The organism is Leclercia sp. LSNIH8 (genome assembly GCF_002920195.1).
Classification (GTDB): domain Bacteria; phylum Pseudomonadota; class Gammaproteobacteria; order Enterobacterales; family Enterobacteriaceae; genus Enterobacter.
The window spans coordinates 51292-78280 of record NZ_PQJY01000015.1 but is presented as its reverse complement, the minus strand read 5'-3'; the positions used below and the strand labels follow the sequence as shown (position 1 = coordinate 78280).

Sequence of the window (26989 nt, the reverse complement as noted above, 5' to 3'; positions counted from 1 at the left end):
GTATGGCTGGCCTGCGGCCTCTGTAGGCATCTTCTGGGTACCGAGGACGTGGGTCGTGGTTTTTTTTCCCGGGGTATGGCGGCCGCCCGTGTCTACCTGATGGTTGGCGGCGGCAGCGTCGGGGCTGGCGAGACCTTCTGCGCCGGATTTTTGTATGGCTGCCACGAATCGCTGTCGCTGACGGAGAGTATTCAGATGGCGCATGCCTGCGCCCGGGCCAGCCTGCTGGCCGCCAACGCCATCGACGGGGCGAAAACGTTGCAGGAGCTGCAGCTGTTTATTGAGGAGAACCGCCTGGTCTAGGCCGCCCTGTCGCCATGCTGCACGTCGGCGGCAAAGACGTAGCCCAGCCCGCGGATGGTTTTAATCAGCAAGGGCTGATGGGGATTGATTTCGATTTTGCGTCGCAGGCGCATGATCAGCACGTCGATGGTGCGGTCAAACACCTCCGCGCTTTCGCTGTGGGTCAGCTCCAGCAGCTGTTCCCGGCTCAGCACCCGCCGGGCATTCTGGGTGAGCGCCAGCAGCAGACCGTATTCGCCCTGGGTCAGGGAGACCACGTTGCGCGCGGCGTCAATCAGCTCGCAGCGGACGGTATCCAGCGTCCAGCCATTAAAGCCGATCCCGCCTGCCCGTGGGACCGCCGCAGGCTCTGCCGCCAGCGCGCCGGTGCGGCGGAGTACGGCCTTGACGCGCGCCACCACCACCCGGGGGTTAAAGGGTTTGCCGATATAATCGTCCGCCCCCATCTCCAGCCCCACCACCACATCCGACTCGCTGCCAAGACCCGTGAGCATAATGACCGGCAGCTCAGGCCGCTGCTTTTGCAGCTGCTGTAACACCTGCAGGCCGTTGATATCCGGCAGCATCATATCGAGCAAAACCAGCGCAATATCCGGTATCTGGCAGGCCAGACGCAGCGCATCCTGCCCGTTGTGGCAGACATGGACGGTAAAGACGTGCTCGTTGAGAACGTCCTGCAACAGTTCGCAGACCGCGGTGTCGTCATCGACCACCAGAATTGCTGGTTTCATTACGGGATCCCATAGAGAAGATAAAGATCAGTCTGGCCCATTCTGTGCAAGGCTCCAGCCCAAACGCCTTTTCCATCACGAATCTTCAACCGCCGTCACATCCCCTGTCACTTCCGCCGTCGCAATTTTTGCCGCAGGCCTGTTTTTCGTCAGGGTATTGCCCAGGATTCACCCGTAAAGTCAGGGAAAAACCACAACAGGAATGCGGCTTAGAGGCGGCATACTCAACCGACATATCAGCATCATGTGAAACTGGAGCGAGATCGATGAAAAACGTCATCACGGTTTGCCCCTATTGTGCATCAGGTTGCAAGATCAACCTGGTGGTCGATAACGGCACAATCGTCCGGGCGGAGGCAGCCAACGGCAAAACCAACCAGGGCACGCTGTGCCTGAAGGGCTACTTCGGCTGGGATTTTATTAACGATACCCAAATCCTCACCCCGCGGCTGAAAAGCCCGATGATCCGCAGAACGCGCGGCGGCAAGCTGATGCCCGTTTCGTGGGAAAAGGCGCTGGATTACGTCGCCAGCCGCCTCACCGCCATCAAGGAAAAGCACGGCCCGGACGCGATCCAGACCACCGGCTCGTCACGCGGCACCGGGAATGAAACCAACTATCTGATGCAGAAGTTTGCGCGCGCCGTTATCGGCACCAATAACGTCGACTGCTGCGCCCGCGTCTGACACGGCCCCTCGGTTGCAGGTCTGCACCAGTCGGTCGGCAATGGCGCCATGAGCAATGCCATCAACGAGATTGATAACACTGCGTTAGTCTTTATTTTTGGCTATAACCCGGCGGATTCGCACCCGATTGTCGCCAACCATATTCTGCGCGCGAAACAGAACGGGGCAAAAATCATTGTCTGCGATCCGCGGCGCATCGAAACCGCCCGCATTGCCGATATGCATATCGCATTGCGAAACGGCTCGAATATCGCCCTGCTCAATGCCATCGGCCACGTGATTATTGCCGAGCAGCTCTACGATCGGGCCTTCGTTGCCAGCCGCACGGAGGGCTTTGATGAGTACCGTAAAATTGTTGAACGCTATACGCCCGAGTCGGTGGAGACCATCACCGGCGTGAGCGCGGGAGAGATCCGCCAGGCGGCACGCCTGTATGCCGGGGCCAACACTGCTACTCTGCTGTGGGGAATGGGGGTGACCCAGTTCTGGCAGGGGGTGGAAACCGTGCGCGCGCTGACCAGCCTTGCCATGCTTACCGGCAATCTCGGCAAAGCCCACGTGGGGGTCAACCCGGTGCGCGGGCAGAATAACGTGCAGGGGGCCTGCGATATGGGGGCACTGCCGGATACCTTTCCGGGCTACCAGTACGTTAAGTTTCCGGAAAACCGCGAGAAATTTGCCAAAGCCTGGGGCGTGGAGAGCCTGCCGGCGAACCCCGGCTACCGTATCAGCGAGCTGCCGCACCGCGCGGCCCACGGCGAGGTGCGGGCGGCGTACATCATGGGCGAAGATCCGCTGCAGACCGATGCCGAACTTTCGGCAGTCCGTCAGGCGTTTGAGGATCTCGAGCTGGTGATTGTCCAGGACATCTTTATGACCAAAACCGCGGCAGCAGCGGACGTGATCCTGCCCTCCACCTCCTGGGGCGAGCATGAAGGGGTCTACACCGCAGCCGATCGCGGCTTCCAGCGCTTCTTCAAAGCCGTGGAGCCAAAGTGGGATCTGAAAACCGACTGGCAGATTATCAGCGAGATTGCCACCCGGATGGGTTATCCGATGCACTACGATAACACCCAGCAAATCTGGGACGAGCTGCGCCAGCTCTGCCCGGCCTTTAAGGGGGCGACCTACGAGAAGATGGGCGAGCTGGGCTATATTCAGTGGCCCTGCCGGGACGAGTCGCCGGAGGATCGGGGCACCTCGTACCTGTTCGCCGAGAAATTCGATACCCCGAACGGGCTGGCGCAGTTCTTCACCTGCGACTGGATGGCGCCGATGGATACGCTGTCGCCAGAGTATCCGATGGTGCTCTCCACCGTGCGCGAAGTGGGTCACTACTCCTGCCGCTCCATGACCGGCAACTGTGCGGCGCTGTCGGCGCTGGCGGATGAGCCCGGCTATGTGCAAATCAACACCGGGGATGCCAAACAGCTGGGCATTGAGGATGACGCCCTGGTGTGGGTCACCTCCCGTAAAGGCCGGGTCATCACCCGGGCCCAGGTGAGCGATCGGCCAAACAAAGGTGCGGTATACATGACCTACCAGTGGTGGATGGGTGCCTGGAACGAGCTGGTAACGGAAAACCTGAGCCCGATAACCAAAACGCCGGAATATAAATATTGTGCCGTGCGCGTCGAGCCGATAGCGGATCAAGCTGCCGCCGAGCGCTATGTTATCGATGAATATAATGCGTTGAAAAAGAGTTTACGGGATACCGCGATGGGGTGATGTAATACTTGAAGTATGACGGGTATAAAGAGTGAACAACACGAAGTGGCGGCTAATTAGCCTGCGCAGCAGGCTAACTTCAGCGGGCGGGGAGACCCGCCCGGCTTGTAGGTAGTGGAGGTCTTAACGCACCCATTTTTTTCTTCACATCGCCCGCTTATACTGCCCGCTATCTACCCCTACGAAAATAACGCATGAAACCTCTTTATCTGTTGTTGATCCTTTTTACTTCTCTGGCGAGCGCCGAGGAGATTGGCGGCCAGTACCGGAAGCAGGCCGAGGCGGGCGACAGCCGGGCCCAGTACTATCTTGCCGAAACCTGGTACAGCTCGGGTGATGATAAGCAGGCCGAAATCTGGGCCGAAAAAGCAGCGAAAAACGGCGATATCGATGCCATGGCGCTGCTGTCCCAAATCAAGTTAAAGCACGGCGATTTAGCCCAGGCCAAAGGACTTGCGCAGCAGGCGACCGTCGCCGGGAGCTCACCGGGGGCCGTGATGCTGGCGCGGCTGCTGGTAAACACCCGGGCCGGGAAGACCGACTATCCGCAGGCGCTGAGCTTACTGCACAAGGTCGCTGAGAATACCGAAGACGACGCCGCCGTTGATGCCCAGCAGCTGCTGGGGCTGATCTACGCCAACGGCGTGGAAGTGGCGCAGGATGATGTGCAGGCCGCGCGGTGGTTTAAGCGGAGCTCCACCCTCTCGCGCACAGGCTATGCGGAGTACTGGGCGGGCCAGGTCTTTAAGCAGGGCGAGGAGGGATTTATCATCCCCAATAAACAGAAGGCGCTCTACTGGTTGAATCTGAGCTGTAGCGAAGGGTTTGATACCGGATGTGAGGAGTTTGATGCGTTAAGCGGGAAGTAAATGCCCGGCGGCACTACGTTTGCCGGGCCTACGGTGATGTAGGCCGGGTAAGCGAAGCGCCACCCGGCTTTTTACTTTACTGGTCAGCCGTCTTATCAAACCGCCCCAGCACCTCGCGCTCATAGGCCAGCGCTTTTTTACGGTCAAACTTGTGTTCCCACTTGGCAATCACCAGCACCGCCAGCGCGTTACCCACCACGTTCAGCGCGGTACGCGCCATGTCGAGGATACGGTCAACACCGGCGATAAATGCCAGTCCTTCCAATGGAATGCCCACGCTACCCAGGGTCGCCAGCAGCACTACAAACGACACGCCCGGCACACCGGCAATGCCTTTCGAGGTCACCATCAGCGTCAGCACCAGCACGATCTCCTGCCACAGAGAGAGGTCAATGCCGTACAGCTGGGCAATAAAGATCGCGGCGATACTCTGGTACAGCGTGGAGCCATCAAGGTTAAATGAGTAGCCGGTCGGCACCACGAAGCTGGTGATCGACGCCGGCGCGCCGTAAGCCTCCATCTTCTGGATGATGCGCGGCAGCACGCTTTCAGAGCTGGCGGTGGAGTACGCCAGAATCAGCTCATCCTTCAGAATGCGGATCAGGATCCAGATGCTCAGCCCGCACATGCGCGCCACTAAACCCAGCACCACTAGGGCGAAGAAGATGATGGCGAAATGCACCAGCAGTACCAGCTTCGCCAGCGGCCACAGGGAAGCAAAACCGAAGTTCGCCACCGTCACCGAGATCAGCGCAAACACCCCTACCGGCGCATAACGCATCACCATGTGGGTCACTTTAAACATGGTTTCAGAGATGGAGCGGAACACGGTCACCAGCGGCTCGCGATGGGCAGAGGGCAGCGACGCCAGCCCCAGACCAAACAGCACCGAGAAGAAGATAATCGGCAGCATTTCGCCCTTCGCCATCGACGCCACGATATTGGTCGGCACCAGCGACAGGATCGTCCCCATCAGGCCATGGGAGTGGCTCTGCACATCGGCGGTTGTGCTCTGGTATTTCGAAATATCCACCGTCGCCAGCTGCGACATATCAATGCCCGCGCCCGGCTGGAACACATTTGCCAGCGTGATGCCGAGAACGATGGCCACCGTAGTGATCACTTCGAAATAAAGGATAGTTTTCGCGCCGATGCGGCCCAGTTGTTTCGCGTCACCCACCCCGGCAATTCCCACCACCAGCGTCGAGATAACAATCGGCACCACAATCATCTTGATCAGATGAATAAAGATATCACCGGCCGGTGACAGTAAATTGGCGATCAGCCATTCGCGGCTGTCACTGTGATAATGCAGATAACTACCCAGCAAGATACCCAGCACAAGGGCCAGCAAAATTTGCCAGGCCAGGCTGACTTTCAAATTTTTCATAACAAGAAACTTCCTCAATGAAGTGTTCGTACTCGTAAAACGAAGGGGACGACACATACTGAAAGGGTATGAATTGTGTTGCGTTCATTTATGGGGTTTTTTAACGCGCGGTATCAGTACCATTTGCACGGCATGCTGCGCAAGCCTTTAAGAACGAGGCATTTGACTGACAAAAGAGGTGGTTACGCTAATTTGTATCGATGATGATAAATAACCTTTTGTTATAAAAACGCTTTTTTATCCACAAAAGCAAATAATCCTCAAGAGCAATTATTTTCCTTCTAAGTGTCATTCGCGCATTTTTTATACGCTTTAACATTTGCGTGATCTGTCGCCCAAATAGTAAACAAAGCTGCCAAAGCCCCTACAATTAACGTTTTTGCGACATATTATTAACATCCTACAAGGAGAATAAAAGCCATGAGCCAAGTCCATAAACACGACATTCCCGCAAATATTGCGGACCGCTGCCTGATTAACCCTGAGCAGTACCAGGAGAAGTATCAACACTCCATCACCAACCCTGACGCTTTCTGGGGCGAACAGGGCAAAATCCTTGACTGGATCACGCCCTATCAGACGGTCAAGAACACCTCTTTTGCCCCAGGTAACGTCTCTATTAAATGGTATGAAGACGGTACGCTGAACCTGGCCGCCAACTGTCTGGATCGCCACCTCGCCGAGCGCGGTGACCAGACGGCGATCATCTGGGAAGGCGACGACGCCACCCAGAGCAAAAATATCACCTACCGCGAACTGCACCGCGATGTCTGCCGCTTCGCTAACGTGCTGCTGGCTCAGGGCATCAAGAAAGGCGACGTGGTTGCCATCTATATGCCGATGGTGCCAGAAGCGGCCGTGGCGATGCTGGCCTGCGCCCGCATCGGCGCCGTGCACTCTGTGATCTTTGGCGGCTTCTCGCCGGAAGCGGTGGCCGGGCGCATTATCGACTCCAGCTCCAAACTGGTGATCACCGCCGACGAAGGCGTGCGTGCTGGCCGCGCCGTTCCGCTGAAAAAGAACGTCGATGACGCGCTGAAAAACCCCAATGTAAACAGCGTCAACAGTGTGATTGTGCTCAAGCGCACCGGCAACGCCATTGAATGGCATGAGGGGCGCGACCTCTGGTGGAGCGACCTGATTGAGCAGGCCAGCGACCAGCACCAGCCGGAAGCAATGAACGCGGAAGATCCGCTGTTTATCCTTTATACCTCTGGCTCAACCGGCAAGCCGAAGGGCGTCCTGCACACCACCGGCGGCTATCTGGTCTATGCGGCCACCACCTTCAAGTATGTCTTTGATTATCATCAGGGTGATATCTACTGGTGCACCGCTGATGTGGGCTGGGTGACCGGCCACAGCTACCTGCTGTACGGCCCGCTGGCCTGCGGCGCCACCACCCTGATGTTTGAAGGGGTGCCAAACTGGCCGACCCCGGCGCGCATGAGCCAGGTGGTGGACAAACACCAGGTCAATATTCTCTACACCGCCCCGACCGCGATCCGCGCCCTGATGGCTGAAGGCGATAAGGCGATTGAAGGCACCGACCGCTCCTCCCTGCGTATCCTCGGTTCCGTGGGTGAGCCGATCAACCCGGAAGCCTGGGAGTGGTACTGGAAGAAGATCGGCAACGAGAAATGTCCGGTGGTCGACACCTGGTGGCAGACCGAAACCGGTGGGTTCATGATCACCCCGCTGCCGGGCGCCACCCAGCTGAAAGCCGGTTCCGCGACCCGTCCGTTCTTTGGCGTTCAGCCTGCGCTGGTGGACAACGAAGGCACGCCGCTGGAAGGGGCCACTGAGGGCAACCTGGTCATCACCGACTCCTGGCCGGGTCAGGCGCGCACCCTGTTTGGCGATCACGATCGCTTTGAGCAGACCTACTTCTCCACCTTCAAAAATATGTACTTCAGCGGCGACGGCGCGCGTCGTGATGAAGACGGCTACTACTGGATCACCGGGCGCGTGGACGACGTGCTGAACGTCTCCGGCCACCGTCTGGGGACCGCCGAGATCGAATCTGCCCTCGTGTCACATCCGAAAATCGCCGAAGCGGCGGTGGTCGGTATTCCACACAACATCAAAGGCCAGGCGATCTATGCCTACGTCACCTTAAACCACGGCGAAGAGCCGTCACCCGAGCTCTATACCGAAGTGCGTAACTGGGTGCGGAAAGAGATTGGCCCGCTTGCCACCCCGGACGTGCTGCACTGGACCGACTCGCTGCCGAAAACCCGCTCCGGCAAAATCATGCGCCGTATTCTGCGCAAGATTGCGGCGGGGGATACCAGCAATTTAGGCGACACCTCTACGCTCGCCGATCCTGGCGTGGTGGACAAACTGCTCGAAGAGAAGCAGGCCATCGCAATGCCATCGTAATACCCTCACCTTAGCCCTCTCCCTTAAAGGGAGAGGGGAATATAAAAACCACCCCAAAGGATTTCGCGTTGCAGGCACGTGACTGCTCAGGCTGCGTGAAAACCGAAGGGGGATACCTCTGGAGATTCTGTGATGAATGACAATATTTGTCAGCAGATAGAGAACAGTGCGCACTATAGGGAACTGGTGGATAAACGGCAACGGTTTGCCTTCATTCTCTCTATTATCATGCTGATCATCTACGTGGGCTTTATCCTGCTGATCGCCTTTGCGCCGCACTGGCTGGGCACGCCGCTGCATGCGGGCACCAGCGTCACGCGCGGCATCCCTATCGGCATCGGTGTGATTGTCGTTTCGTTTGTGCTGACTGGCGTCTACGTCTGGCGCGCTAACGGTGAGTTCGACCGTCTGAACAAAGCGGTTCTGCGCGAGGTAAAAGCATCATGAAGAGAGTCCTGACGGCGCTTGCCGCCGCCCTCCCCCTCGCGGCAAATGCCGCCGATGCCATTGGCGGCGCGGTTGAACGCCAGCCGACCAACTGGCAGGCGATTGTGATGTTCCTGATCTTCGTGGTGCTGACGCTGTACATCACTTACTGGGCGTCGAAACGCGTACGCTCCCGTAACGATTACTACACCGCGGGCGGCAACATTACCGGTTTTCAGAACGGGCTGGCCATCGCCGGTGACTTTATGTCGGCGGCCTCCTTCCTCGGCATCTCCGCGCTGGTCTATACCTCCGGCTACGACGGGCTGATCTACTCTCTGGGCTTCCTCGTCGGCTGGCCGATTATTCTGTTCCTGATCGCCGAACGCCTGCGTAACCTGGGACGTTATACCTTTGCCGACGTGGCATCTTATCGCCTGAAACAGGGGCCGATTCGTACCCTTTCCGCCTGCGGCTCGCTGGTGGTGGTGGCCCTCTACCTGATCGCCCAGATGGTGGGAGCCGGCAAGCTGATCCAGCTGCTGTTCGGCCTGAACTACCATGTCGCGGTGGTGCTGGTGGGGGTGCTGATGGTGATGTATGTCCTGTTTGGCGGCATGCTCGCCACCACCTGGGTGCAGATCATCAAAGCCGTGCTGCTGCTGTTCGGCGCCAGCTTTATGGCCTTTATGGTCATGAAGCATGTCGGCTTCAGCTTTAATAACCTCTTTACCGAAGCGATGGCGGTACACCCGAAAGGGGAAGCGATCATGAGCCCCGGCGGGCTGGTGAAAGATCCGATCTCGGCGCTGTCGTTAGGGCTGGGCCTGATGTTTGGTACCGCGGGCCTGCCGCACATTCTGATGCGTTTCTTCACGGTGTCAGATGCGCGCGAAGCGCGTAAAAGCGTCTTCTACGCCACCGGCTTTATGGGTTACTTCTACATCCTGACCTTTATCATCGGCTTCGGCGCCATCATGCTGGTGGGTGCAAACCCGGCCTTCAAGGATGCGGCGGGCGCGCTGATTGGCGGCAACAACATGGCGGCAGTCCATCTGGCTGACGCGGTGGGCGGCAACCTGTTCCTCGGCTTTATCTCCGCCGTGGCCTTCGCCACGATTCTGGCGGTGGTGGCTGGCCTGACCCTGGCGGGTGCTTCTGCGGTCTCTCACGACCTCTATGCCAACGTCTGGCGTAAAGGCGCCTCTGAACGCGACGAACTGAAGGTCTCCAAAATCACCGTTCTGGTACTGGGGGTCGTCGCCATTCTGCTGGGGATCCTGTTCGAGAATCAGAACATCGCCTTTATGGTGGGGCTGGCCTTCTCCATTGCGGCAAGCTGCAACTTCCCGATCATTCTGCTCTCCATGTACTGGTCGAAGCTGACCACCCGCGGAGCGATGATTGGCGGCTGGCTCGGCCTGCTGACGGCGGTGATCCTGATGATCCTCGGCCCGACCATCTGGGTGCAGATCCTCGGTCACGAAAGTGCCATCTTCCCGTATGAGTACCCGGCGCTCTTCTCCATTGCCGTGGCCTTCATCGGCATCTGGGTCTTCTCGGCAACCGATAACTCGCCGGAAGGCAACCTGGAGCGCGAGAAGTTCCGCGCCCAGTTTATCCGCTCCCAAACCGGCCTGGGTGTCGAACAGGGCCGCGCGCACTAAAATCCCCTCCCCGGCCGCTGGTCGGGGATCACATTTTTTTCCCCTTCTGGTGACGTTTATCACGTCGCCAGAACAGAAAAAGCCGATGCGGATCACAGGCTTTATCTGCAATCCGCAACGTCCATCACACTTTTCCCGATTCCACGCCGATCCCCCGCTTTCCCTACCCGCGGCATACAGACAACCCCGACCGCAGTTTTTATTCTTTAGTTACAGCGACTCGCCGAGGCTTCTGGCAAAGCGCTCCAGCCGCGCCGGGCTCAGCAACAGCGGCAGGAAGAGTGGGCTGCTGGCGGGCGGATCTGTCAGCCAGCGATCCAGGTTGTCGCTGAAGTGCAGCAGCCGCTGCTGATGCTGCTTCAGGGTGTCGGCAGGCAGACTTTGCGGACCGTAGTGATCCAGCCACACGACGTCGGTCACGGCGGCGGCCACGTGAGAGAACATCTGGCTGTAGATCTCTGCACTGCGCCAGGCGGCCAGCAGGATCGCCAGGGTGTCGTCCGGGCAGGTCATACGCGGCATCAGTTCACGCAGGTTGTGCAGCGTACGTGACGCCAGGAAGCAGGCGGCCTCTTTCTCCAGCGCCACCCGCTCACGCTGCTCTTTGCCAAGAACAGGATCGTCGGCGGGCATCAGCGGCTGCCAGGCGTGCAGCCAGTTAGCGCTGCGGGTGTCCGTATGGAGTAATTGCTGCGCCTGGGCAATGCTCTCCGGGATCTGGCTCTGGTAGTGCAGCCGCCGTCCGAGGAAGTTTGGCGTTTTGCACAGCCAGTCGTAGCTGGCGTGGAGGATGGCTGAAAGCTGATGTTTGTCCGCCAAAGCGCGAAAGCCGAACTGATGGTGTTCCGCCCAGCGCTCGAAGGTAGCGGGCAGCGCGGCATCGGCGGCATGGTTGGCGGCAGAGAGGCCAAACAGGTTAATGGCGTTGACGGAGTCCATCACCCGGCTGTCGGGCAACCACTGCCAGCTCACGCGGGAGGTAATCGCTTCGATTTCGTTTTCTGTGGCGCTGAGCGCCCAGCTTAAGCGGCCGCCAATCTCATCGGCCAGATAGCATGGCAAGGCAGTCCAGCCATAGCCGATGCCGAAGAGATCGTACTCGATCCACTTTTTATGCCCCGGCAGGTTGGCGATGTTGGGATGGTTGGCAAAACCGGGGTGGTAATCCAGCTCGGTGGCTTTTACCGAGGCGCGCACGTCGTCCGGGAGCGTCGCCAGAATGCCGGAGAGCTGCTGTCGCGGCCAGCTGTTGTCAATGAAGTCGCGCAGGATGAGCTTTTTTCCCTGGGCGCGCAGCAGGCTCCAGACATCATGCAGGCTTTGCTGCCAGCGGCTGGTCTGAAAGTCTGGCGTCGTCAGGCTGAGAATAAGCCCGCCGAGATGGGGCAGCGCCTGTAAAAGCGGATGCAGTATCGCGGCATAAAAAGGGTGCCAGAAATCGGGCGCGTGCTTTTCGTCGAACGTCAGTTCCGGAAATTTACGCTTAATAATGTCGTCATTGGGCGCGGCCTCACCCTGAAGCCAGAACGATAAATTATTTTCCGCCAGGTAACTGTCGACGCGTTTTAAATAGTGCAGGGCGTAATTTTGCTGATGAATAAGGTTCTCGACGTTGAGTTTCTGGCTTAGCGGCGAGGGCGTCGCAAGTATTGAAAGCAGTTCCTGTTGGTGCAGGATGATGCCAGTGAAACCGTGCTGTTTCGCGCTTTTCACCCCCTGAATAAACCAGGGCCAGTGCCAGATAAACGTGCTGTTCAGCTCCATCAGTTGATGGGGAATACGTTTCATTGCGTCACCTGCTGATATTAATTCTGTTATTTAATCGAGGATGCCATGAAAAAATATGCTCTGGTCGGAACCGGCGGTCGCGCGGGTTTATATATTTCCGCCATCGGTGGCGCCTGGCGGGAAAATGCCAGACTGGTCGCGTTCTGTGATACTAACAAGACGCGCATGCAGTACGCCAATCAGTTATTAAAAAACGAAGGGGCGGATCCGGTTTCCACCTGGCAGGCGGCGCAGTTTGAAGAGATGATCCGCGAGACGCAGCCCGATATCGTCATTGTCACCACCATGGACCGCACCCATGATGACTACATCGTGCGCGCCCTGCACGCCGGCTGCGATGTGATCACCGAAAAGCCGATGACCATCGACGAACAGCGAGCCCTGCGCATACTCGACGCCATTGAAGAGACTGGCCGCAGCGTGCGCGTGGCCTTCAACTACCGCTACGCGCCGCACCACAGTAAAGTGCGCGAGCTGCTGATGCAGGGGACGATCGGCAAGGTCACCTCGGTCCATTTCGAGTGGCTGCTTAACACCGAACACGGCGCGGACTACTTCCGCCGCTGGCATCGGGAAAAGCGCAACAGCGGCGGCCTGCTGGTGCATAAATCCACCCACCACTTCGATCTGATGAACTTCTGGCTGGGCAGCTACCCGGAGCGCGTTTACGCCGAAGGCAGCCTGCAGTTCTATGGCAGGGAGAATGCGGAGAAGCGCGGCGTGACCCGGTTCTACCCGCGCGCCCACGGCTTTGCCGACGCGAAAGACGACCCGTTTGCGCTGCATATGGAAGAGAATGCGCAACTTAAGGCGCTCTATCTGGACGCCGAACACGAAGATCACTACTTCCGCGATCAGAGCGTCTTCAGCGACGGAATCACCATCGAAGATACGATGTCGGTGCTGGTGAAATACCAGAACCAGGTCCAGCTCACCTACTCCCTCAATGCCTACCTGCCGTGGGAAGGGCTGAACGTGGTCTTTAACGGCACCGAAGGGCGTCTGGAGATGAAGATTGTCGAGAAGTCCTATGTCAATGCCGGGGGCGAACGCGAAAATGAGGGCAGCCTGGAGCAGTGCGACCTCACCGTCTTCCCGATGTTTGCCGAACCCTGGAAAGCGGAATTCAGCCTCGGTGAAGGGGGCCACGGCGGCGGCGACAACGCGATGCTGGCCGACCTGTTCGGCGAGCCACGCCACGATCCGCTGCAGCGCGCAGCCGACCACCGTGCCGGGGCCATGTCTATCCTCACCGGCATTGCGGGCAATATCTCCATGCAGCAGCAGCGTCCGGTCAACTTTAAGGAGTTTGAGCTGGTATCCCGTCTGACGAAACGCTAAGCGTCTCACGCCGGCGCGGCCCGATGCCGCGCCGGAACCGCCGGTAGTATTGTGCAGTTACTCACCTGTTTAATAACAATATTTATGCCTCTGTTCCGGAGACAATAATGAAAAAACTCGTTTCAGGTGTTATCGCATCGCTGTTATTTTCCTGTACCTCTGTCTGGGCGCAAGCGCCCGTTGAACTACGCATGTCGTGGTGGGGTGGCAACAGCCGCCACCAGGCCACACTTAAGGCGCTGGAAGCCTTCGAAAAAGCGCATCCGGAGATTAAGGTGAAGCCCGAATACACCGGCTGGGACGGGCATCTTTCGCGCCTGACCACCCAGATGGCGAGCGGCACCGAGCCGGATGTAATGCAGACCAACTGGCCCTGGCTGATCATCTTTTCCAAAAACGGCGAAGGGTATTACGACCTGAATAAGCTGAAAGCGGAGCTCGATTTAAGCCAGTACCAGGCGCAGGATCTGCAATCGACCACGGTGCAAGGCAAGCTCAACGGCCTGCCGATTTCGGTCAACGCCCCGGTCTTTTACTATAACGACGTCACCTGGCAGAAAGCCGGGCTGGCGTATCCGAAAACCTGGGACGACTTTTTTGCCGCCGGGAAAGTGTTCCAGCAGACGCTGGGCAACAACTACTACCCCTACGCCATGGTCGATCAGGATGTCATTCTGCTGCTCAATGCATACATGATGCAGACCCACCAGAAGCCGATGTTCAACAGCGATGGCACCTTTGCCTGGAACGACGCGCAGTGGGTCGAGGCCTTCGATTTTGTGAAACGTCTGAGCGATGACCACGTTCTGCCGTCGCCAAAGACCCTCTCCTCCTACGGCAAAGGCAACCTCTATGAGATGAAGCCGTGGATTAACGGTGAGTGGGGCGGGCTCTTCACCTGGAACATCACCATTCGCATGTTTGCCAACAACATGACGCCACCGGCGAAGCTGGTGCTGGGCGACTACGTGATGCAGCCCGGCACACAGGAGTCCGGGGTCTACTTCAAAACGGCGCAGATGCTGTCGGTGGCAAAATCCACTCAACATCCGAAAGAGGCGGCGATTCTGGTGAATTACCTGCTTAACGATCCGCAGTCGGTGGAGGCTCTTGGGCTGGAGCGCGGCATTCCGCTCAACAAGGCGGCGGAGGCGCAACTGACGGAGAAAGGGGTGATTGATCCGCAGGATCCGGTAATTGCCGGGCTACGCCAGGCGCAGTCGCTGCATACCACGGTCGTCGCCACGCCCTATATTGAGGACTTGCAGGTGATCGACCAGTTCACCTCGGCGCGGGAAAAACTGGAGCAGGGCCAGGCATCCGCTCAGGTCGCGGCGGATTTCCGCCAGAAGGTGGAGCGAATTGTGCGGCGGTTGAACCGTTAGCGCCGCAATCAGAATCGGTAGGCCGGGTAAGCGCAGCGCCACCCGGCATTTATCAGAACATCACCCACGCCACCAGCGGGGCCACCAGCACCATCACCACGCCGGAGAGCATCATCACCAGGCTTGCCACCACGCCCTCCTGCTGGCCCAGCTCGTAGGAGCGCGCGGTGCCCGCTCCGTGGGAGGCCGCGCCAAACCCGGCCCCTTTCGCCATCCCTTCGCGGATCGAGAGCCGCAAAAACAGCATATCCCCTACCGCCATGCCAAACACACCGGTGACCACCACGAACAGCGCCACCAGATCCGGCTGTCCGCCGAGTGGTTTCGCCGCCGCCAGGGCAAAAGGCGTGGTGACGGAGCGTACCGCGAGGCTGCGCTGGATCTCGTCCGACAGGGTAAACAACCGCGCCAGCCAGACCGAGCTGGTGACGGCCACCACCGTGGCGGTGATCACCCCGGCGGAGAGCGACATCCAGTGGCGTTTTATCACCGCGAGGTTGTCATAAACCGGCACCGCAAAGGCGATGGTCGCCGGACCCAGCAGCCACAGCAGCCAGTGCGCTTCGCCAATATAGTTCTGCCACGAGATATGCCCCCACACCAGCATCATCACCAGCAGGATCGGGGTGAAAACCAGCGGCATCAGGGGCAGTTTACGAAAGCGGCGGTAGAGGCGCTTGTTGGCAAAATAGACCACCAGCGTCACCACCAGGCAGAGGACGCTGACCTGAAAGTTAGTCATGTTTCTGCCTGCTGATTTCAAAGCGGTAGACTTTATCCACCACCCACGCGGTCGCGCCCAGCACCATCAGCGTGCTCAGGGCGATCACCGCAAAGATACGCCAGCCGTCCACCATCAGCAGCTGGACGTAATTGACCACCGCCACCACTGCCGGAACGAAAAAGAGCAGCATCTCCGCCAGCAGCCAGCGCGACCCCGCCCGCACCCAGCTAAGAGGAATGACGCGGCAGAGGATCAGGCTGAACATCAGCACCATGCCGACCAGATTGGCTGTCAGCGGCAGATGGAGCCAGCGAACAAGGTATTCAGCGAAGACAAAAAGAGCGGCATAGAGCAGGACCTGAACCGGTACCTGGAGTCGTTGCACGACGGCAGGCGTAACACGACCTAACGCCACGGTCATGGGGATTTCCTCAAAATGAGACGGAGCGCCAGTATAGTCAGCGCCCGTAATTGACTGAAATGAATTAAAATCATCAAAGGTATAGTTTCGAGGAATAGTCATGGACATACGCACGCTGCGTTACTTTGTCGAAGTGGTCCGCCAGCAGAGTTTTACCCGCGCCGCTGAGAAGCTCTTTGTCACCCAGCCCACCATCAGCAAAATGCTGAAAAACCTCGAAGATGAACTGAACTGTACCCTGCTGATCCGTGACGGGCGCAAGCTGCTGCTGACCGACACAGGCCGCGTGGTGTTTGAACGCGGGCTGGCGATCCTGGCGGAGTTTCGCCAGCTGGAGGCCGAGCTTGGCGACATCAACCACCTGAACAAGGGCATACTGCGCCTCGGCATCCCGCCAATGGTGGGAATGATGATGGCCGGGCCTATCGGCCTGTTTCGCCAGCGTTACCCCGGCGTAGAGCTAAAAATTTCTGAATTTGGCGGCTTAACCGTCCAGCAGGCGGTGATCAACGGCGAGCTGGATCTGGCCATGACCGCCCTGCCGGTGGAAGAGGATAGCGGTCTGACGGCGCTGCCGCTGTTCAGCCATCCGCTGTGCGTGCTGGTGCCGCGCTCCGGCAGCTGGTTGTCGCTTGACGCCATCAATCCTGAACTCCTCGCCGAGCATCCGCTGCTGATCTACAACGAAGATTTTGCCCTCAGCCGCCAGCTGATGCAGCTGTTTAACCAGCACGGCGTTAAGCCGCGCATCGCGGTGCGCAGCGGGCAGTGGGATTTCCTTGCCGCAATGGTGCAGGCAGGGGTGGGAATTGCCATCCTGCCGCAGCCCATCTGCGAACGGCTGGATAAAAAGACCCTGCGCTGGATCCCGCTCCAGAGCGATCTGCACTGGCAGTTGGGGATGATCTGGCGGGAAGGGGTTTATCTGTCGCACAGCGCTCAGGCGTGGTTGAAATGCTGTGAAGGGTTTTGGGTGGGAGAGTAGCGCCAGGTGGCGGCGTCGCCTTACCCGGCCTACGGTTTAGCAGGCCCGGTAAGCGCAGCGCCACCGGGCAATCAACCACTACGGCTTCTCAACCAGCAGCGCTTCCATCAGATCGAGATCGTGCAGCAGTTTTTGCAGCGTCTCGTTGCTTATCTCCCGGGTGGCGCGCAGATGATACAGCTCCGCACGTTCGGCGCGCAGGGCGGCCAGGCGGAAGCGACGCTCGAGGTTCTCTTCCTGCAGCGAGCTCTCTACGTCATTTCGGCCATCCGCGCGGCGGCGCAGGTTACCAATGACCCGCGAGCTCACCTCTTTCAGCAGCTGCGTATCGAGGTTCTCTTCGGTATCTGCGGCCATTCGCTCTTCCATCTTCTGGATGGTGACAATCGCCACTTCAGCGGTGGCCGCCCGGGCGATACGCGCCTCTTTATGCTGCTGAACGTGATCGCCCACTTCCATATGTTGCAGCAGGATGGGCAGCATCACCACGCCGACAAACAGCGAGAACAAGATCACCCCCGCCGCCAGGAACACCAGTTCATAGCGGGCCGGGAAGACGTCGCCGGTCGGCAACAGCAGCGGAATGGAGAGCACACCGGCCAGAGTGATCGCCCCGCGCACCCCGGCGAAGGTGGAAATCAGCAGCTCACGAGTGGACCAGGAGCCAAACTCCATCGGTTTCTTTTTCAGGAAACGCATGCTGAACTTTTTCATCGTCCACAGCCAGCCGAAACGCACCAGCATCAGCGCGGCGTAAATCAGCACAATATCGGTAAACAGCATCCAGGTTTCGACATTCGGGTCGGCCTCGGCCGCCACCAGGGAGGACTCCAGGATGCCCGGCAGCTGCAGACCCAACAGCAGGAAGACCATGCCGTTAAAGACAAACTCCAGCATCGACCAGGTGCTGTTGGCGCGCAGGCGCATCGCCAGCGGCGCGCGGCGCATGACACCAGCACGGGTGATGGTCATCCCCGCCGCCACCGCGGCCAGAATGCCCGATACACCAAGGTGTTCCGCAATCAGGTACGAGGCGAACGGCAGCAGGAACAGCAGCACGATTTGCGTGGCAGGCTCGTCGCCGCCCCAGCGGCTGAGGAAGCGCAGCGAACGGCCATACAGCCAGCTCACCACAAACCCGGCGAGGATACCGCCAATCGCCACTTTAAAGAATTCAACGGACGCTCCGCCGACGGTAAAGACCATGGTGCCCATCGCCACGGCGACGGCAAACTTCAGCGCCACCAGGCCGGAGGCGTCGTTCATCAGCGCCTCACCTTGCAGGATGCCCATGATTTTCTTCGGAATGCGTCCTTCGCCCACGATCCCGGAGAGCGCCACGGCATCGGTTGGCGACAGCACCGCCGCCAGCGCGAAGGCCGGTATCAGCGGGATCCCCGGCACCACCCAGTAGATGAGAAAGCCAATCCCCACCACGGTGACCACCACCAGCGCCAGCGCCAGGCCCAGGATCTCGCGCCCGTGTTCGAGGAACTCACGGGTTGGCGTTTTCCAGCCGTCGGCAAACAGCAAAGGAGGAATAAACAGCACCAGAAACAGTTCGGGATCAAACTCGACATGCAATCCGAACGTCGGCCACGCCAGCAGAGCACCGATGGCGATCTGCATCAGCGGCAGCGGTAACTGAAAGGGCAGTACGCGGGTGACTACCCCGGAAAGTGAGACCAGAAGGGTCATGATGAGTATTGTGAAGAAAATTTCCATGCGATCCCTGTTTGCGATAAATCTGTTCGTTTAAGCCATTGGCATCTTGCCGTAGTCTACCTTCCCCAGAGTAACGCATAAGACAACGAGATGTGTTCCGAAAATGAAAACGGGCGGCCTGAGCCACCCGTCTTTTTGCGCAGTTGACAGCTTAGATAGCCCAGCCGCCCGCGTAGAATGCTACCAGCGCCACGGCAATCACCACCGTACCGATGTTCAGCTTACGCCATTCACCGGAGACGATACGCCCGATCACCAGCGACGCGAAACCGATCATGATGCCGGTAACGATGTTACAGGTCAGCACGATGAAGACCGCGGTGATCAGACCGGCCATTGCGTCAACGAAGTCGGCAAAATCAATTTTCGCCACGTTGCTCAGCATCAGCAGGCCAACGTACATCAGCGCAGGTGCGGTTGCGTACGCCGGAACCAGATAGGACAGCGGCGCGAGGAACAGGATCAGCAGGAACAGCACGCCGATGGTGATCGCCGTCAGACCGGTTTTACCGCCTGCCGCCGTACCCGCCGCCGATTCGATATAGACGGCTGCCGGAGCAGCACCTACCAGACCCGAGAAGACGCTGCTCAGGGAGTCGGTGGTCAGCGCTTTGCCGCCGTCGATAATCTGGCCATCTTTATCCAGCAGGTTCGCCTGACCGGCTACCGCGCGGATGGTGCCGGTGGCATCAAAGACCGCGGTCATCACCAGCGCCAGCACGCTTGGCAGCACGACAGGGTTGAGCGCGCCCATGATATCCAGGCTGCCAATCAGCGAGTTGCCGTTTTCGTCACTCAGGGATGGCATGGCGAATACGCCGGAGAAGTGAACGGCAGGGTCGAAAATCAGGCCGACAATGGAGACGCCGATGATGGTCAGCAGAATGCCGCCCGGCACTTTCAGTTTTTCCAGACCAATGATCACCGCCAGGCCAATCAGCGACATGATCACCGGGAAGCTGGCGAAATCACCCAGCGCAACCGGCAGACCGTCCAGCGGGTTTTTGATCACCAGGCCAACGCCGTTGGCGGCAATCAGCAACAGGAACAGACCGATACCAATCCCGGTGCCGTGCGCAACGCCCTGCGGCAGGTTGCGGAGGATCCAGCTACGGATGCCGGTGGCAGAGATGATGGTAAACAGCACCCCCATCAGGAACACGGCGCCCAGCGCAACCGGCACGCTGATCTGCTGACCCAGCACCAGGCTGAACGCGGTGAAGGCGGTCAGTGAGATGGCGCAGCCGATCGCCAGCGGCAGGTTAGCCCACAGGCCCATCACGATGGAGCCGACACCGGCCACCAGACAGGTAGCGACGAATACCGCCGCCGGTGGGAAACCGGCTTTACCCAGCATGCCCGGCACCACGATCACCGAGTAGACCATCGCCAGGAAGGTCGTCAGACCGGCAACGATCTCCTGACGCGCGGTGCTGCCGCGGGCAGAAATTTTAAAAAAGGCGTCGAGTGAACCGCCGGTACGCGCAGATGGCGTAGACATAGAAAACATCCCCTGAAAATTATAATTGTCGTCTGTCAGCGTGACGGACACTCCACGACCCGCTAAACGTCATATCCTTGTGCTGCGTTTATGACAAAAAGGGGAGCCATAAAAAAAGCAAACGTTTAGCTTTGCGCTGACAAAACGGGTGTCGAAATGAAGGCAAACGATTATCCGTCCTCAATGCAGGCATTTTCAACTTAACTTTGACGTTTTTCGCCAAAATGCGTGCGAGGCGGTGAAGAAGTGAACAGAGTATGCGCAAACGTTATCGTGAATGCGCAATTTGATAACAATTTCAGGACCCGCCGGGGATCTCGAACGGCCCGCCCTGCTGGATCGCCCGCTGCCAGGCCGGACGCATTTCGACGTTTTTCTTCCAGCTTTGCAGGCGGGAAAGATTGTCTATGCCGCCGCGTTCCAGCAGGGCGAAGACCGGAAAGCTCATCTGCACGTCCGCCATGCTGAGATGATCCCCGGCGAACCAGCGATGCTTCTCCAGCGAGGAATCCAGAAAGCGGGCGTGCGTTTCCAGCTGGCGGTTAAGATAGGCCTTCTCAACCCCCTGCCCCAGCACCTTGCCGAGTGTCCGCAGGCCAAACGGGACGGGCGGTTTACCGAGGCTGGCGAAGACCAGCTTCATCAGCAGCAGCGGCATTAACGATCCTTCTGCGTAATGAAGCCAGAAACGGTATTGCAGCTTTAGCGCACGATCCTGCGGCTTCATCTGCGACCCGGGATCGTAAGTTTCCTGCAAATATTCGAGGATAGCGCCCGATTCCGCCAGGATCAGGCCGTTGTCCTCCAGCACCGGGGATTTCCCCAGCGGGTGGATTTTACGCAGCGTGGCGGGGGCCATCATGGTCTTATCCCGCTGATAACGAACGATCTGGTACGGTAGAGAGAGCTCTTCCAGCGCCCAGAGCACGCGCTGCGATCGGGACTGGTTGAGGTGGTGGACCTTAATCATCGTCATCTCCAGTTGGGCTTATCCACTAACTATAGAAAATTGCACAACCTGGCAAAAAAATTTTGCCGATTTTTTGCGCGATGAGGCTGGTAAAGCTAAGGCCGCGGCCTAGACTTAAAGTGTCAGCACAAGCCGGAACCTCCACAAGATGCTCGACTGAGGGGTGCTGATGTCGGGGGAAACCCTCCTGTAAACCAGCGGGATAGAGAGAAAGACAAAGACCGGGAACAAACTAAAGCGCCCTGTTGTGGCGCTTTAGTTTTTTCTGCATCAGGCTAGTCCTCTTCCAGCAGCCGCGCGCCGGTTCCCTGTTCGCCCAGCTTATCGCCAGGGTTTCGCAGCGGACAGTCACTGCGCGACAGGCATCCGCAGCCAATGCATCCGTCCAGCTCATCCCGCAGCGCCACCAGGGTGTGAATGCGCCGGTCCAGCTCATCACGCCACTGGGAAGAGAGTGCCTTCCACTCCTTTGCGCTCAGGGTATGCCCTTCCGGCAGGATACCAAACGCCTCGCCAATGGTGGCCAGCGGGATGCCAATACGCTGGGCAATCTTAATGATCGCCACATAGCGCAGCACGTCACGGGTATAGCGGCGCTGGTTGCCGGCGTTGCGGATGCTTTTAATTAACCCTTTGCTTTCATAGAAGTGCAGTGCAGAGACCGCCACACCGCTACGCCTTGCCACCTCGCCCGGAGACAGCAGCGGTTTAATCCGCGGTAATTTCTTTTCCATAAAACCTCTTTACCTCAAGTTAACTTGAGGAATTATACTCGCCCGCAGACAAAACGACGAATCAACCGATACAGGTGTATCCAGAGAGAGGCTGCTCTATGTCACATCAACAAATTATTCAGACACTTATTGAATGGATGGATGACCATATCGATCAACCTTTGAGTATTGATGTGGTGGCGAAGAAGTCGGGTTACTCGAAGTGGTACTTGCAGAGGATGTTCCGCGCCGTCACGCACCAGACGCTGGGCGAATACATTCGTCAACGCAGATTATTGCTGGCTGCCCAGGCGTTACGCACCACCCAGCGGCCCATTTTTGATATCGCCATGGATCTGGGATATGTCTCCCAGCAGACCTTCTCCCGCGTCTTCCGCCGCGAATTTGATCGCACCCCCAGCGACTATCGCCATCAGCTCAATTAGTGGCTATGAGCAAGGGCTGTCGCGACGGGCTGATGTTGCCAGGTCATGAAATCCTGCGGTGACATCGCCTTGGCAAAGTGCCAGCCCTGGCAATACTGCACGCCGCGCTTGTTCAACCACATCACCTGCTCCACGGTTTCTACCCCTTCCGCGATGGTTTTCAGGCGCAGGCTTTGAGCCATTTCGATAATGTGCTCAACGATAAGATGGCTGGTACTGTTGGTGGTCAGCGTATCGATGAAGGTCTTGTCGATTTTCAGGATATCCACGTTCAGCGAGTAGAGGTTGTGCAGGTTGGAATAGCCGGTACCAAAATCGTCAATCGCCACCTCATATCCCGCCTGGCGGAATGCCTGAATTACCGGCGTGGTCCTGGGGACATCAATGAAACCGCGCTCCGTCACTTCAATTTTGATCTGCTGGGCCCGCACATTATAGTGCCGGGCTTTATCGGTGATCATCGCAATCAGGCGTGAAGAGTGGAAGTCCGTTGCCGAGAGGTTAATGGAGATATAGAGATGCGGGTTACAGGCCAGGAAATGGCCCAGATCGCTGAAGACTTCCTCTACCACGTAATCGGTAATGCGTTCGCTCATCCCCTCTTTTTCTGCCAGCGGGATAAATTCTACCGGGCTCATTACCGGGCCGTTAAAGCCAGGCCAACGCAACAGCGCTTCTGCGCCGACACACGCATTTGTTTTAATGTCGATAATGGGCTGGTAATGCAGGCAAAGTTGTCTTTTATTTAATGCCCGGTGCAATAAGCGACCCGGTGAATTAAATTCGCGTCGCGTCCGTGACCACATCAATAAAATGATAATACTGCTGATCATGCCCAGCGGCAGGGTTAATGTCGCCTGATGATAGAGCACTTCGTAAAAGCGCTGATTAGTCGTGGAAACAATAGCGGCAATCGGGCGTTTGTCCGAATGAAGAATAGTGTAAAAGCGGCCTTCGTTCTGGAATATAGCTTCGTTATCGCCAATCAGCTTTTTTAATGCCTTTTCTTTTGCCTGTTCACTGATAGAGAAAAAGTCGTTGTTCACCGTATCAAATACCCCCCACGCCAGGGAGCGGTCGGCTGACATGACTTCGCTATAGGTCAGGGGATTAACCACCACCACATAATTACCGACCTGCATATAGGTCATTTTATATCCCGCATAAAAGGGCGTATCGCGGTAATAATAGATAGAGACGTCAGGGGCGCGTTGGTAATTGGCAGCAGAGATTAAATAGGGGTTTTCAGGCGTGCTGGTGGTTGAGCAGAGAAACGCTTTACCTTCGGCGTACAGCAGGTCGGCAATGTAGAGTCGGCCCCGGACGATATTTAACATATATTGCCGGTGTTCCGGTGTGCAAATATTACCCGAGTATTTTTCAGCCGCATGACGTGCCAGCTCAACCTGCTGAATAACCAGTTCAGTTTTGTCTAAAGCAAGAGCAGCAAATGAGCGAAGTTGACTGCTTGTTTCGTTGACCGCGCGTTGCTGAGCAAACCATAGCGCAAGCATCACAGGTAGCAAAACTACCATGATAACCCCGACTATCCTCAGCACCTTGTCCCGTGCGTTACGATTCATTTCCGCCCTATTATCCCTGCTTTTTATGTGCCTGTAGTCATGAAGGCCGGATGCTTTGCTAAACAGGTGATTACGTTGCATGAATCATGCGAAGTTAGCAACTGACTTTTAACGCCAATAACCTAATATTGAGTTATGCCGATAATATTTGTCCGTAAGCCAAACTGAAAGTATTCGTTTCGTGTTTATTAAGTTAAATAATTACCGATCCAGGAAGCCAGGCTCCCGGATAACTCAACAGAAAATCGTCGATTAAGCCAAACTACCTACAGAATGAAAAAAGCGCAACTTCATCCTGAAATTTTGTGCTATTTAACCCTTCAGGATGATTGAAGTGATTTATAAATAATCAACCGCGACGATTGTTTTACCTCTTCCACCACGCTTGGCATCGTAAAGTGCCTTATCTGCGCTAATGAGTAGCGATGAGGTATCGCGTGGTTTTCCGCTCACCTCCACCACGCCCGCACTGAAAGAGAGCGTTAAGGTGCGGCTGCCGACCTTGAGCGGCGTGAGGGAGAGCGCCTGACGGAGCACCGTGGAGAGCTGCACTGCCGCATCGCTGCGAGTTTTGGGCAGCAACAGTAAAAACTCCTCTCCCCCTACCCGGCCCAGCGCTGCCCCCGAGGGGATCATCGTCCGCAGGCAGTCGCAAAAATGCACCAGCGCGGCATCGCCCACCAGATGCCCCCACTTATCATTAATCTGTTTAAAGAAATCCAGGTCGAGCATCATGACAGAGAAGTGGCTGTCGGCCTCTTCGTGCTGGCAGGTCTCCAGCGCAGCGCCAATCTGCTGCAGGATGGCAGAGCGGTTAAGACAGCGCGTCAGATCGTCGGTGGTGGCCTTCACCTCCAGCTGCTGCTCCGCTTTTTTACGCGCGGTAATATCGAGCCCGATATTAAGGATAGAGCCGTCCGGCAGAGAGATGTTTGACCACAGGATCGTCAGCTGAACGCCGTCCCGCCGCAGCGGATGCCATTCGTACATATCGTTCAGCGGGGTGGTATTGACCGACTCGCGCACCCGGCGGCGCTCCTCCGGGTCAGGATAAAAGAGCGCCAGCGGATCGGCATGGGCGTTGATCTCCGCCATCGTCCAGCCAAACACCTTTTCGCATTCGGCATTCCACAATACGCAGCGGCTATGCCGATCAAAGGAGTTCATCAGTACCGGTGCCCGCTCAAACAGGGTTTTATACTGGGTGATCATCCGCTGCATCTCTTTTGCCGTGCGCTCACGGGCAACGAGGCCGGTCAAATAGTCCTTCAGTTTTTCGACCAGGATCACCACCACCTCTTTTAGCACAGTGATGCTGCTTTGCGGTTGCGTAAAGCCGAGGAAGAAGTAGCCGTTGCAGCGATCCTGTTGCAGCGACAATTTATACAGCACGCCACACTGTAAATGCGTATGGCCCGGATGGGTGGCAGGAAATAAAAGCGTACCGATCTTCTCTTTCCAACAGATGACCCGCCATGCCCGGTGGTGACGCTGCAATAACGCACTGGAAAGAAAGGCTTTAATTTCTGGAGAATGGCAGGTTAATTCGCCGACGCTGACAAACTGCGGCTGGCCCACATCGTCCTCCATCATCACCCAGCTGGTCTGGGCGCCAAAGGTGTGATTAATCGTCTGGAGAAGATCCGTTAAGGTTTGCTGCGACGATAATTTTGGCATTAATTTAGCTAATGCGTGCAGAGCCCGCGTGCTGTCATTTATATACTCTCGATTTGCTTGCTTCATCGTTTTATTCGTCGCTCATTTAACGAGATAAAAAATGTCGCAACGAATAAATCAGGAGTGAAAGGATACGCAGCCAGCATCTATTATTGCGGCTGTCTGACCCTGTCGAAAAAGAAAGTGTGTGTAAAATTAAAAGTACAGCAAATAATAACCAGTAAAAGCCTGATTTATTTATTACGGGCTAGTCACGTAACCGGATGAAGCATAATCCATAGCCCTGAGGCTGTAAATATTGTACATCGGCATGCTGCTTGTACATGTTTTCTTATCCCAATGAATTTTCAATAAAGTTGTCGCAAACGGGCACTTAGCAGACTAAAGAAATATTTCTTCGGGCTATTTATACAACAAAAGCCGGGTTAAAAAACGCCATTTTCATGCATTTGCCCACTGGCGAATAAAAGAACAAGTGTGATATAGTTCACACATCTGATGTAACAAAAAACATCGTTTCATTTTGTCAGTCTGAGCTTGCCGGTAGCCAGTTTGCCACGTCCGGGCAACGTCGCGCTACACCCGGCGGCGGTTATCTTTGAGGATCGGTCTTATGGCAGCTATTACCACCGGTGTTGTCTTTGCACGCTGGGAGTTGTTGAGCGCGGTGCTGATGTTTCTGGCCAGTACGCTGAATATACAGTTCAAGAAATCGGATTACGCGGTGCTGGCGGTGATCAGCACCTGTCTGGGACTGGCGGCGGCCTGCTGGTTTGCCACCGGCCTGTTGGGCATCACCCTGCTGGATATGGCCGCGGTCTGGAATAACGTTAAAACAATCATGGTTGAGGCAATGAGCCATACGCCGCCGGACTGGCCGATGATGTACACCTGATGCCCGCGGGCATAAAGGCTGAATACAAAAAAACCCAGACATGCGTCTGGGTTTTTTGTTTTTGCGAATCGCAGGTTCTGGCTATCAGAACGGGATGTCGTCGTCGAAATCCATTGGCGGTTCGTTGGACTGCGCTGGCACAGACGGCTGCTGCGGACGGGACTGCGCGCCGCCGCTGAACTGGTTGCCGCCCTGCGGCTGCTGAGGCTGACCCCAACCGCCCTGCTGCTGGCCACCACCTGCCGGCGCGCCGCCGCCCTGACGACCGCCCAGCATCTGCATGGTACCGCCAACGTTCACCACCACTTCAGTGGTGTATTTTTCCTGACCGGATTGATCGGTCCATTTGCGGGTACGCAGCTGGCCTTCAATATAGACCTGAGAACCTTTACGCAGATACTCACCGGCCACCTCGGCCAGTTTGCCAAACAGCACGACACGGTGCCATTCGGTCTGCTCTTTCATCTCACCAGTCGCTTTATCACGCCAGGATTCGGAGGTAGCCAGCGTAATGTTGGCCACTGCACCACCACTCGGCATATAGCGTACTTCCGGGTCCTGGCCCAGATTACCGACGAGAATCACCTTGTTTACGCCTCTGCTGGCCATGATCGTGTCTCCTGAAAACAATTTCTAAATAGTGTAAACGCGCGAGT

General features: G+C 57.2%; 23 protein-coding genes. 11 read left to right on the top strand and 12 right to left on the bottom strand.

Translation table 11 applies throughout. The features are described from left to right. Nucleotides 1-303: PfkB family carbohydrate kinase (locus C3406_RS26115; RefSeq protein ID WP_233210595.1), on the top strand; the 303-nt coding region annotated here is incomplete at its 5' end. Here the strand turns inward: C3406_RS26115 and C3406_RS24470 are convergent. Beyond that, nucleotides 300-1034: a response regulator gene (locus C3406_RS24470; protein ID WP_103825419.1), complete on the bottom strand. Its 735-nt coding sequence runs from the start codon at nucleotides 1032-1034 to the stop codon at nucleotides 300-302. The genes C3406_RS26115 and C3406_RS24470 overlap by 4 nt on opposite strands. A 266-nt stretch (nucleotides 1035-1300) precedes the next feature. Between C3406_RS24470 and fdhF the strand changes: the two genes are divergently transcribed. Both fdhF and C3406_RS24460 read left to right on the top strand, forming a co-directional pair. After that, nucleotides 1301-3448 (top strand): formate dehydrogenase subunit alpha, encoded by a 2148-nt coding sequence (fdhF, locus tag C3406_RS24465; RefSeq protein ID WP_103826505.1) that lies wholly within the window; start codon nucleotides 1301-1303, stop codon nucleotides 3446-3448. A 194-nt stretch (nucleotides 3449-3642) separates the two neighbouring features. Next, nucleotides 3643-4317 (top strand): tetratricopeptide repeat protein, encoded by a 675-nt coding sequence (locus C3406_RS24460; RefSeq protein ID WP_103825417.1) that lies wholly within the window; start codon nucleotides 3643-3645, stop codon nucleotides 4315-4317. A 76-nt stretch (nucleotides 4318-4393) separates the two neighbouring features. Here C3406_RS24460 and gltP read toward each other — a convergent pair whose 3' ends face one another. Continuing rightward, nucleotides 4394-5707, bottom strand: coding sequence for a glutamate/aspartate:proton symporter GltP (gltP, locus tag C3406_RS24455; protein WP_103825416.1), 1314 nt, complete (start codon nucleotides 5705-5707; stop codon nucleotides 4394-4396). 420 nt (nucleotides 5708-6127) lie between these two features. Between gltP and acs the strand changes: the two genes are divergently transcribed. From acs to actP, 3 genes are all read left to right on the top strand, one after another. Beyond that, nucleotides 6128-8086 carry an acetate--CoA ligase gene (gene acs, locus C3406_RS24450; protein ID WP_103177882.1) on the top strand — a complete coding sequence of 653 codons (1959 nt, stop codon included), beginning with the start codon at nucleotides 6128-6130 and terminating at the stop codon, nucleotides 8084-8086. A 132-nt stretch (nucleotides 8087-8218) separates the two neighbouring features. Beyond that, nucleotides 8219-8533 carry a DUF485 domain-containing protein gene (locus C3406_RS24445; RefSeq protein ID WP_103825415.1) on the top strand — a complete coding sequence of 105 codons (315 nt, stop codon included), beginning with the start codon at nucleotides 8219-8221 and terminating at the stop codon, nucleotides 8531-8533. Then, a complete protein-coding gene (gene actP / locus C3406_RS24440) occupies nucleotides 8530-10179 on the top strand; it encodes a cation/acetate symporter ActP (RefSeq protein ID WP_103177880.1) in 1650 nt (549 codons plus the stop codon). Before C3406_RS24445 ends, actP begins: the two co-directional genes overlap by 4 nt. A gap of 210 nt (nucleotides 10180-10389) precedes the next feature. Here the strand turns inward: actP and C3406_RS24435 are convergent, their stop codons facing one another. Next, the gene (locus tag C3406_RS24435) at nucleotides 10390-11967 is read right to left on the bottom strand and encodes a hypothetical protein (protein WP_103825414.1); all 1578 of its coding nucleotides are present in this window, start codon (nucleotides 11965-11967) and stop codon (nucleotides 10390-10392) included. A gap of 45 nt (nucleotides 11968-12012) precedes the next feature. Between C3406_RS24435 and C3406_RS24430 the strand changes: the two genes are divergently transcribed. Next, entirely contained in the window at nucleotides 12013-13308 is a 1296-nt protein-coding gene (locus C3406_RS24430) for a Gfo/Idh/MocA family protein (RefSeq protein WP_103825413.1), read from the top strand. 107 nt (nucleotides 13309-13415) lie between these two features. Further along, nucleotides 13416-14693 (top strand): ABC transporter substrate-binding protein, encoded by a 1278-nt coding sequence (locus C3406_RS24425; protein WP_103825412.1) that lies wholly within the window; start codon nucleotides 13416-13418, stop codon nucleotides 14691-14693. A gap of 52 nt (nucleotides 14694-14745) precedes the next feature. Here C3406_RS24425 and C3406_RS24420 read toward each other — a convergent pair whose 3' ends face one another. After that, a complete protein-coding gene (locus tag C3406_RS24420; protein ID WP_103825411.1) occupies nucleotides 14746-15435 on the bottom strand; it encodes an LrgB family protein in 690 nt (229 codons plus the stop codon). Then, the gene (locus C3406_RS24415; protein WP_103825410.1) at nucleotides 15428-15838 is read right to left on the bottom strand and encodes a CidA/LrgA family protein; all 411 of its coding nucleotides are present in this window, start codon (nucleotides 15836-15838) and stop codon (nucleotides 15428-15430) included. Before C3406_RS24415 ends, C3406_RS24420 begins: the two co-directional genes overlap by 8 nt. 100 nt (nucleotides 15839-15938) lie before the next feature. Between C3406_RS24415 and C3406_RS24410 the strand changes: the two genes are divergently transcribed. After that, nucleotides 15939-16823, top strand: a complete 885-nt coding sequence (locus C3406_RS24410) for a LysR family transcriptional regulator (protein ID WP_103177874.1) — start codon at nucleotides 15939-15941, stop codon at nucleotides 16821-16823. Between the two features lie 78 nt (nucleotides 16824-16901). Here C3406_RS24410 and C3406_RS24405 read toward each other — a convergent pair whose 3' ends face one another. The 4 genes from C3406_RS24405 to soxR form a co-directional block, all read right to left on the bottom strand. Then, entirely contained in the window at nucleotides 16902-18548 is a 1647-nt protein-coding gene (locus C3406_RS24405) for a Na+/H+ antiporter (protein WP_103825409.1), read from the bottom strand. A 151-nt stretch (nucleotides 18549-18699) separates the two neighbouring features. Beyond that, on the bottom strand, nucleotides 18700-20049 hold the full coding sequence (gene ghxP, locus C3406_RS24400) for a guanine/hypoxanthine transporter GhxP (protein WP_103825408.1): 1350 nt from the start codon (nucleotides 20047-20049) through the stop codon (nucleotides 18700-18702). Nucleotides 20050-20347: 298 nt separating this feature from the next. Next, entirely contained in the window at nucleotides 20348-21019 is a 672-nt protein-coding gene (locus tag C3406_RS24395) for a glutathione S-transferase family protein (protein ID WP_103825407.1), read from the bottom strand. A 275-nt stretch (nucleotides 21020-21294) separates the two neighbouring features. Continuing rightward, nucleotides 21295-21753, bottom strand: coding sequence for a redox-sensitive transcriptional activator SoxR (soxR, locus tag C3406_RS24390; RefSeq protein WP_103177870.1), 459 nt, complete (start codon nucleotides 21751-21753; stop codon nucleotides 21295-21297). 98 nt (nucleotides 21754-21851) lie between these two features. Here soxR and soxS point away from each other — a divergent pair, with 98 nt between their 5' ends. Then, nucleotides 21852-22178, top strand: coding sequence for a superoxide response transcriptional regulator SoxS (gene soxS / locus C3406_RS24385; protein ID WP_103177869.1), 327 nt, complete (start codon nucleotides 21852-21854; stop codon nucleotides 22176-22178). On the opposite strand, the gene C3406_RS24380 is transcribed toward soxS, so the two are convergent. Both C3406_RS24380 and C3406_RS24375 read right to left on the bottom strand, forming a co-directional pair. Beyond that, on the bottom strand, nucleotides 22175-23761 hold the full coding sequence (locus C3406_RS24380; RefSeq protein WP_103825406.1) for an EAL domain-containing protein: 1587 nt from the start codon (nucleotides 23759-23761) through the stop codon (nucleotides 22175-22177). The two genes, soxS and C3406_RS24380, sit on opposite strands and share 4 nt — an antisense overlap. A gap of 339 nt (nucleotides 23762-24100) precedes the next feature. Beyond that, nucleotides 24101-25504, bottom strand: coding sequence for a sensor domain-containing diguanylate cyclase (locus tag C3406_RS24375; RefSeq protein WP_103825405.1), 1404 nt, complete (start codon nucleotides 25502-25504; stop codon nucleotides 24101-24103). 547 nt (nucleotides 25505-26051) lie between these two features. Here C3406_RS24375 and C3406_RS24370 point away from each other — a divergent pair. Next, complete coding sequence (locus C3406_RS24370) at nucleotides 26052-26333, top strand: YjcB family protein (protein ID WP_103825404.1); 282 nt, start codon at nucleotides 26052-26054, stop codon at nucleotides 26331-26333. An 84-nt stretch (nucleotides 26334-26417) separates the two neighbouring features. Here the strand turns inward: C3406_RS24370 and ssb1 are convergent, their stop codons facing one another. Next, the gene (gene ssb1, locus C3406_RS24365) at nucleotides 26418-26942 is read right to left on the bottom strand and encodes a single-stranded DNA-binding protein SSB1 (RefSeq protein WP_103825403.1); all 525 of its coding nucleotides are present in this window, start codon (nucleotides 26940-26942) and stop codon (nucleotides 26418-26420) included. Nucleotides 26943-26989: the final 47 nt, after the last annotated feature.

Bases quoted from the DNA above. Each gene is read 5' to 3' on its own strand.
- C3406_RS24470 (WP_103825419.1), bottom strand. From the start codon at position 1,034: ATGAAACCAGCAATTCTGGTGGTCGATGACGACACCGCGGTCTGCGAA.
- C3406_RS24460 (WP_103825417.1), top strand. From the start codon at position 3,643: ATGAAACCTCTTTATCTGTTGTTGATCCTTTTTACTTCTCTGGCGAGC.
- gltP (WP_103825416.1), bottom strand. From the start codon at position 5,707: ATGAAAAATTTGAAAGTCAGCCTGGCCTGGCAAATTTTGCTGGCCCTT.
- acs (WP_103177882.1), top strand. From the start codon at position 6,128: ATGAGCCAAGTCCATAAACACGACATTCCCGCAAATATTGCGGACCGC.
- C3406_RS24445 (WP_103825415.1), top strand. From the start codon at position 8,219: ATGAATGACAATATTTGTCAGCAGATAGAGAACAGTGCGCACTATAGG.
- actP (WP_103177880.1), top strand. From the start codon at position 8,530: ATGAAGAGAGTCCTGACGGCGCTTGCCGCCGCCCTCCCCCTCGCGGCA.
- C3406_RS24435 (WP_103825414.1), bottom strand. From the start codon at position 11,967: ATGAAACGTATTCCCCATCAACTGATGGAGCTGAACAGCACGTTTATC.
- C3406_RS24430 (WP_103825413.1), top strand. From the start codon at position 12,013: ATGAAAAAATATGCTCTGGTCGGAACCGGCGGTCGCGCGGGTTTATAT.
- C3406_RS24425 (WP_103825412.1), top strand. From the start codon at position 13,416: ATGAAAAAACTCGTTTCAGGTGTTATCGCATCGCTGTTATTTTCCTGT.
- C3406_RS24420 (WP_103825411.1), bottom strand. From the start codon at position 15,435: ATGACTAACTTTCAGGTCAGCGTCCTCTGCCTGGTGGTGACGCTGGTG.
- C3406_RS24415 (WP_103825410.1), bottom strand. From the start codon at position 15,838: ATGACCGTGGCGTTAGGTCGTGTTACGCCTGCCGTCGTGCAACGACTC.
- C3406_RS24410 (WP_103177874.1), top strand. From the start codon at position 15,939: ATGGACATACGCACGCTGCGTTACTTTGTCGAAGTGGTCCGCCAGCAG.
- C3406_RS24405 (WP_103825409.1), bottom strand. From the start codon at position 18,548: ATGGAAATTTTCTTCACAATACTCATCATGACCCTTCTGGTCTCACTT.
- ghxP (WP_103825408.1), bottom strand. From the start codon at position 20,049: ATGTCTACGCCATCTGCGCGTACCGGCGGTTCACTCGACGCCTTTTTT.
- C3406_RS24395 (WP_103825407.1), bottom strand. From the start codon at position 21,019: ATGATTAAGGTCCACCACCTCAACCAGTCCCGATCGCAGCGCGTGCTC.
- soxR (WP_103177870.1), bottom strand. From the start codon at position 21,753: ATGGAAAAGAAATTACCGCGGATTAAACCGCTGCTGTCTCCGGGCGAG.
- soxS (WP_103177869.1), top strand. From the start codon at position 21,852: ATGTCACATCAACAAATTATTCAGACACTTATTGAATGGATGGATGAC.
- C3406_RS24380 (WP_103825406.1), bottom strand. From the start codon at position 23,761: ATGAATCGTAACGCACGGGACAAGGTGCTGAGGATAGTCGGGGTTATC.
- C3406_RS24375 (WP_103825405.1), bottom strand. From the start codon at position 25,504: ATGAAGCAAGCAAATCGAGAGTATATAAATGACAGCACGCGGGCTCTG.
- C3406_RS24370 (WP_103825404.1), top strand. From the start codon at position 26,052: ATGGCAGCTATTACCACCGGTGTTGTCTTTGCACGCTGGGAGTTGTTG.
- ssb1 (WP_103825403.1), bottom strand. From the start codon at position 26,942: ATGGCCAGCAGAGGCGTAAACAAGGTGATTCTCGTCGGTAATCTGGGC.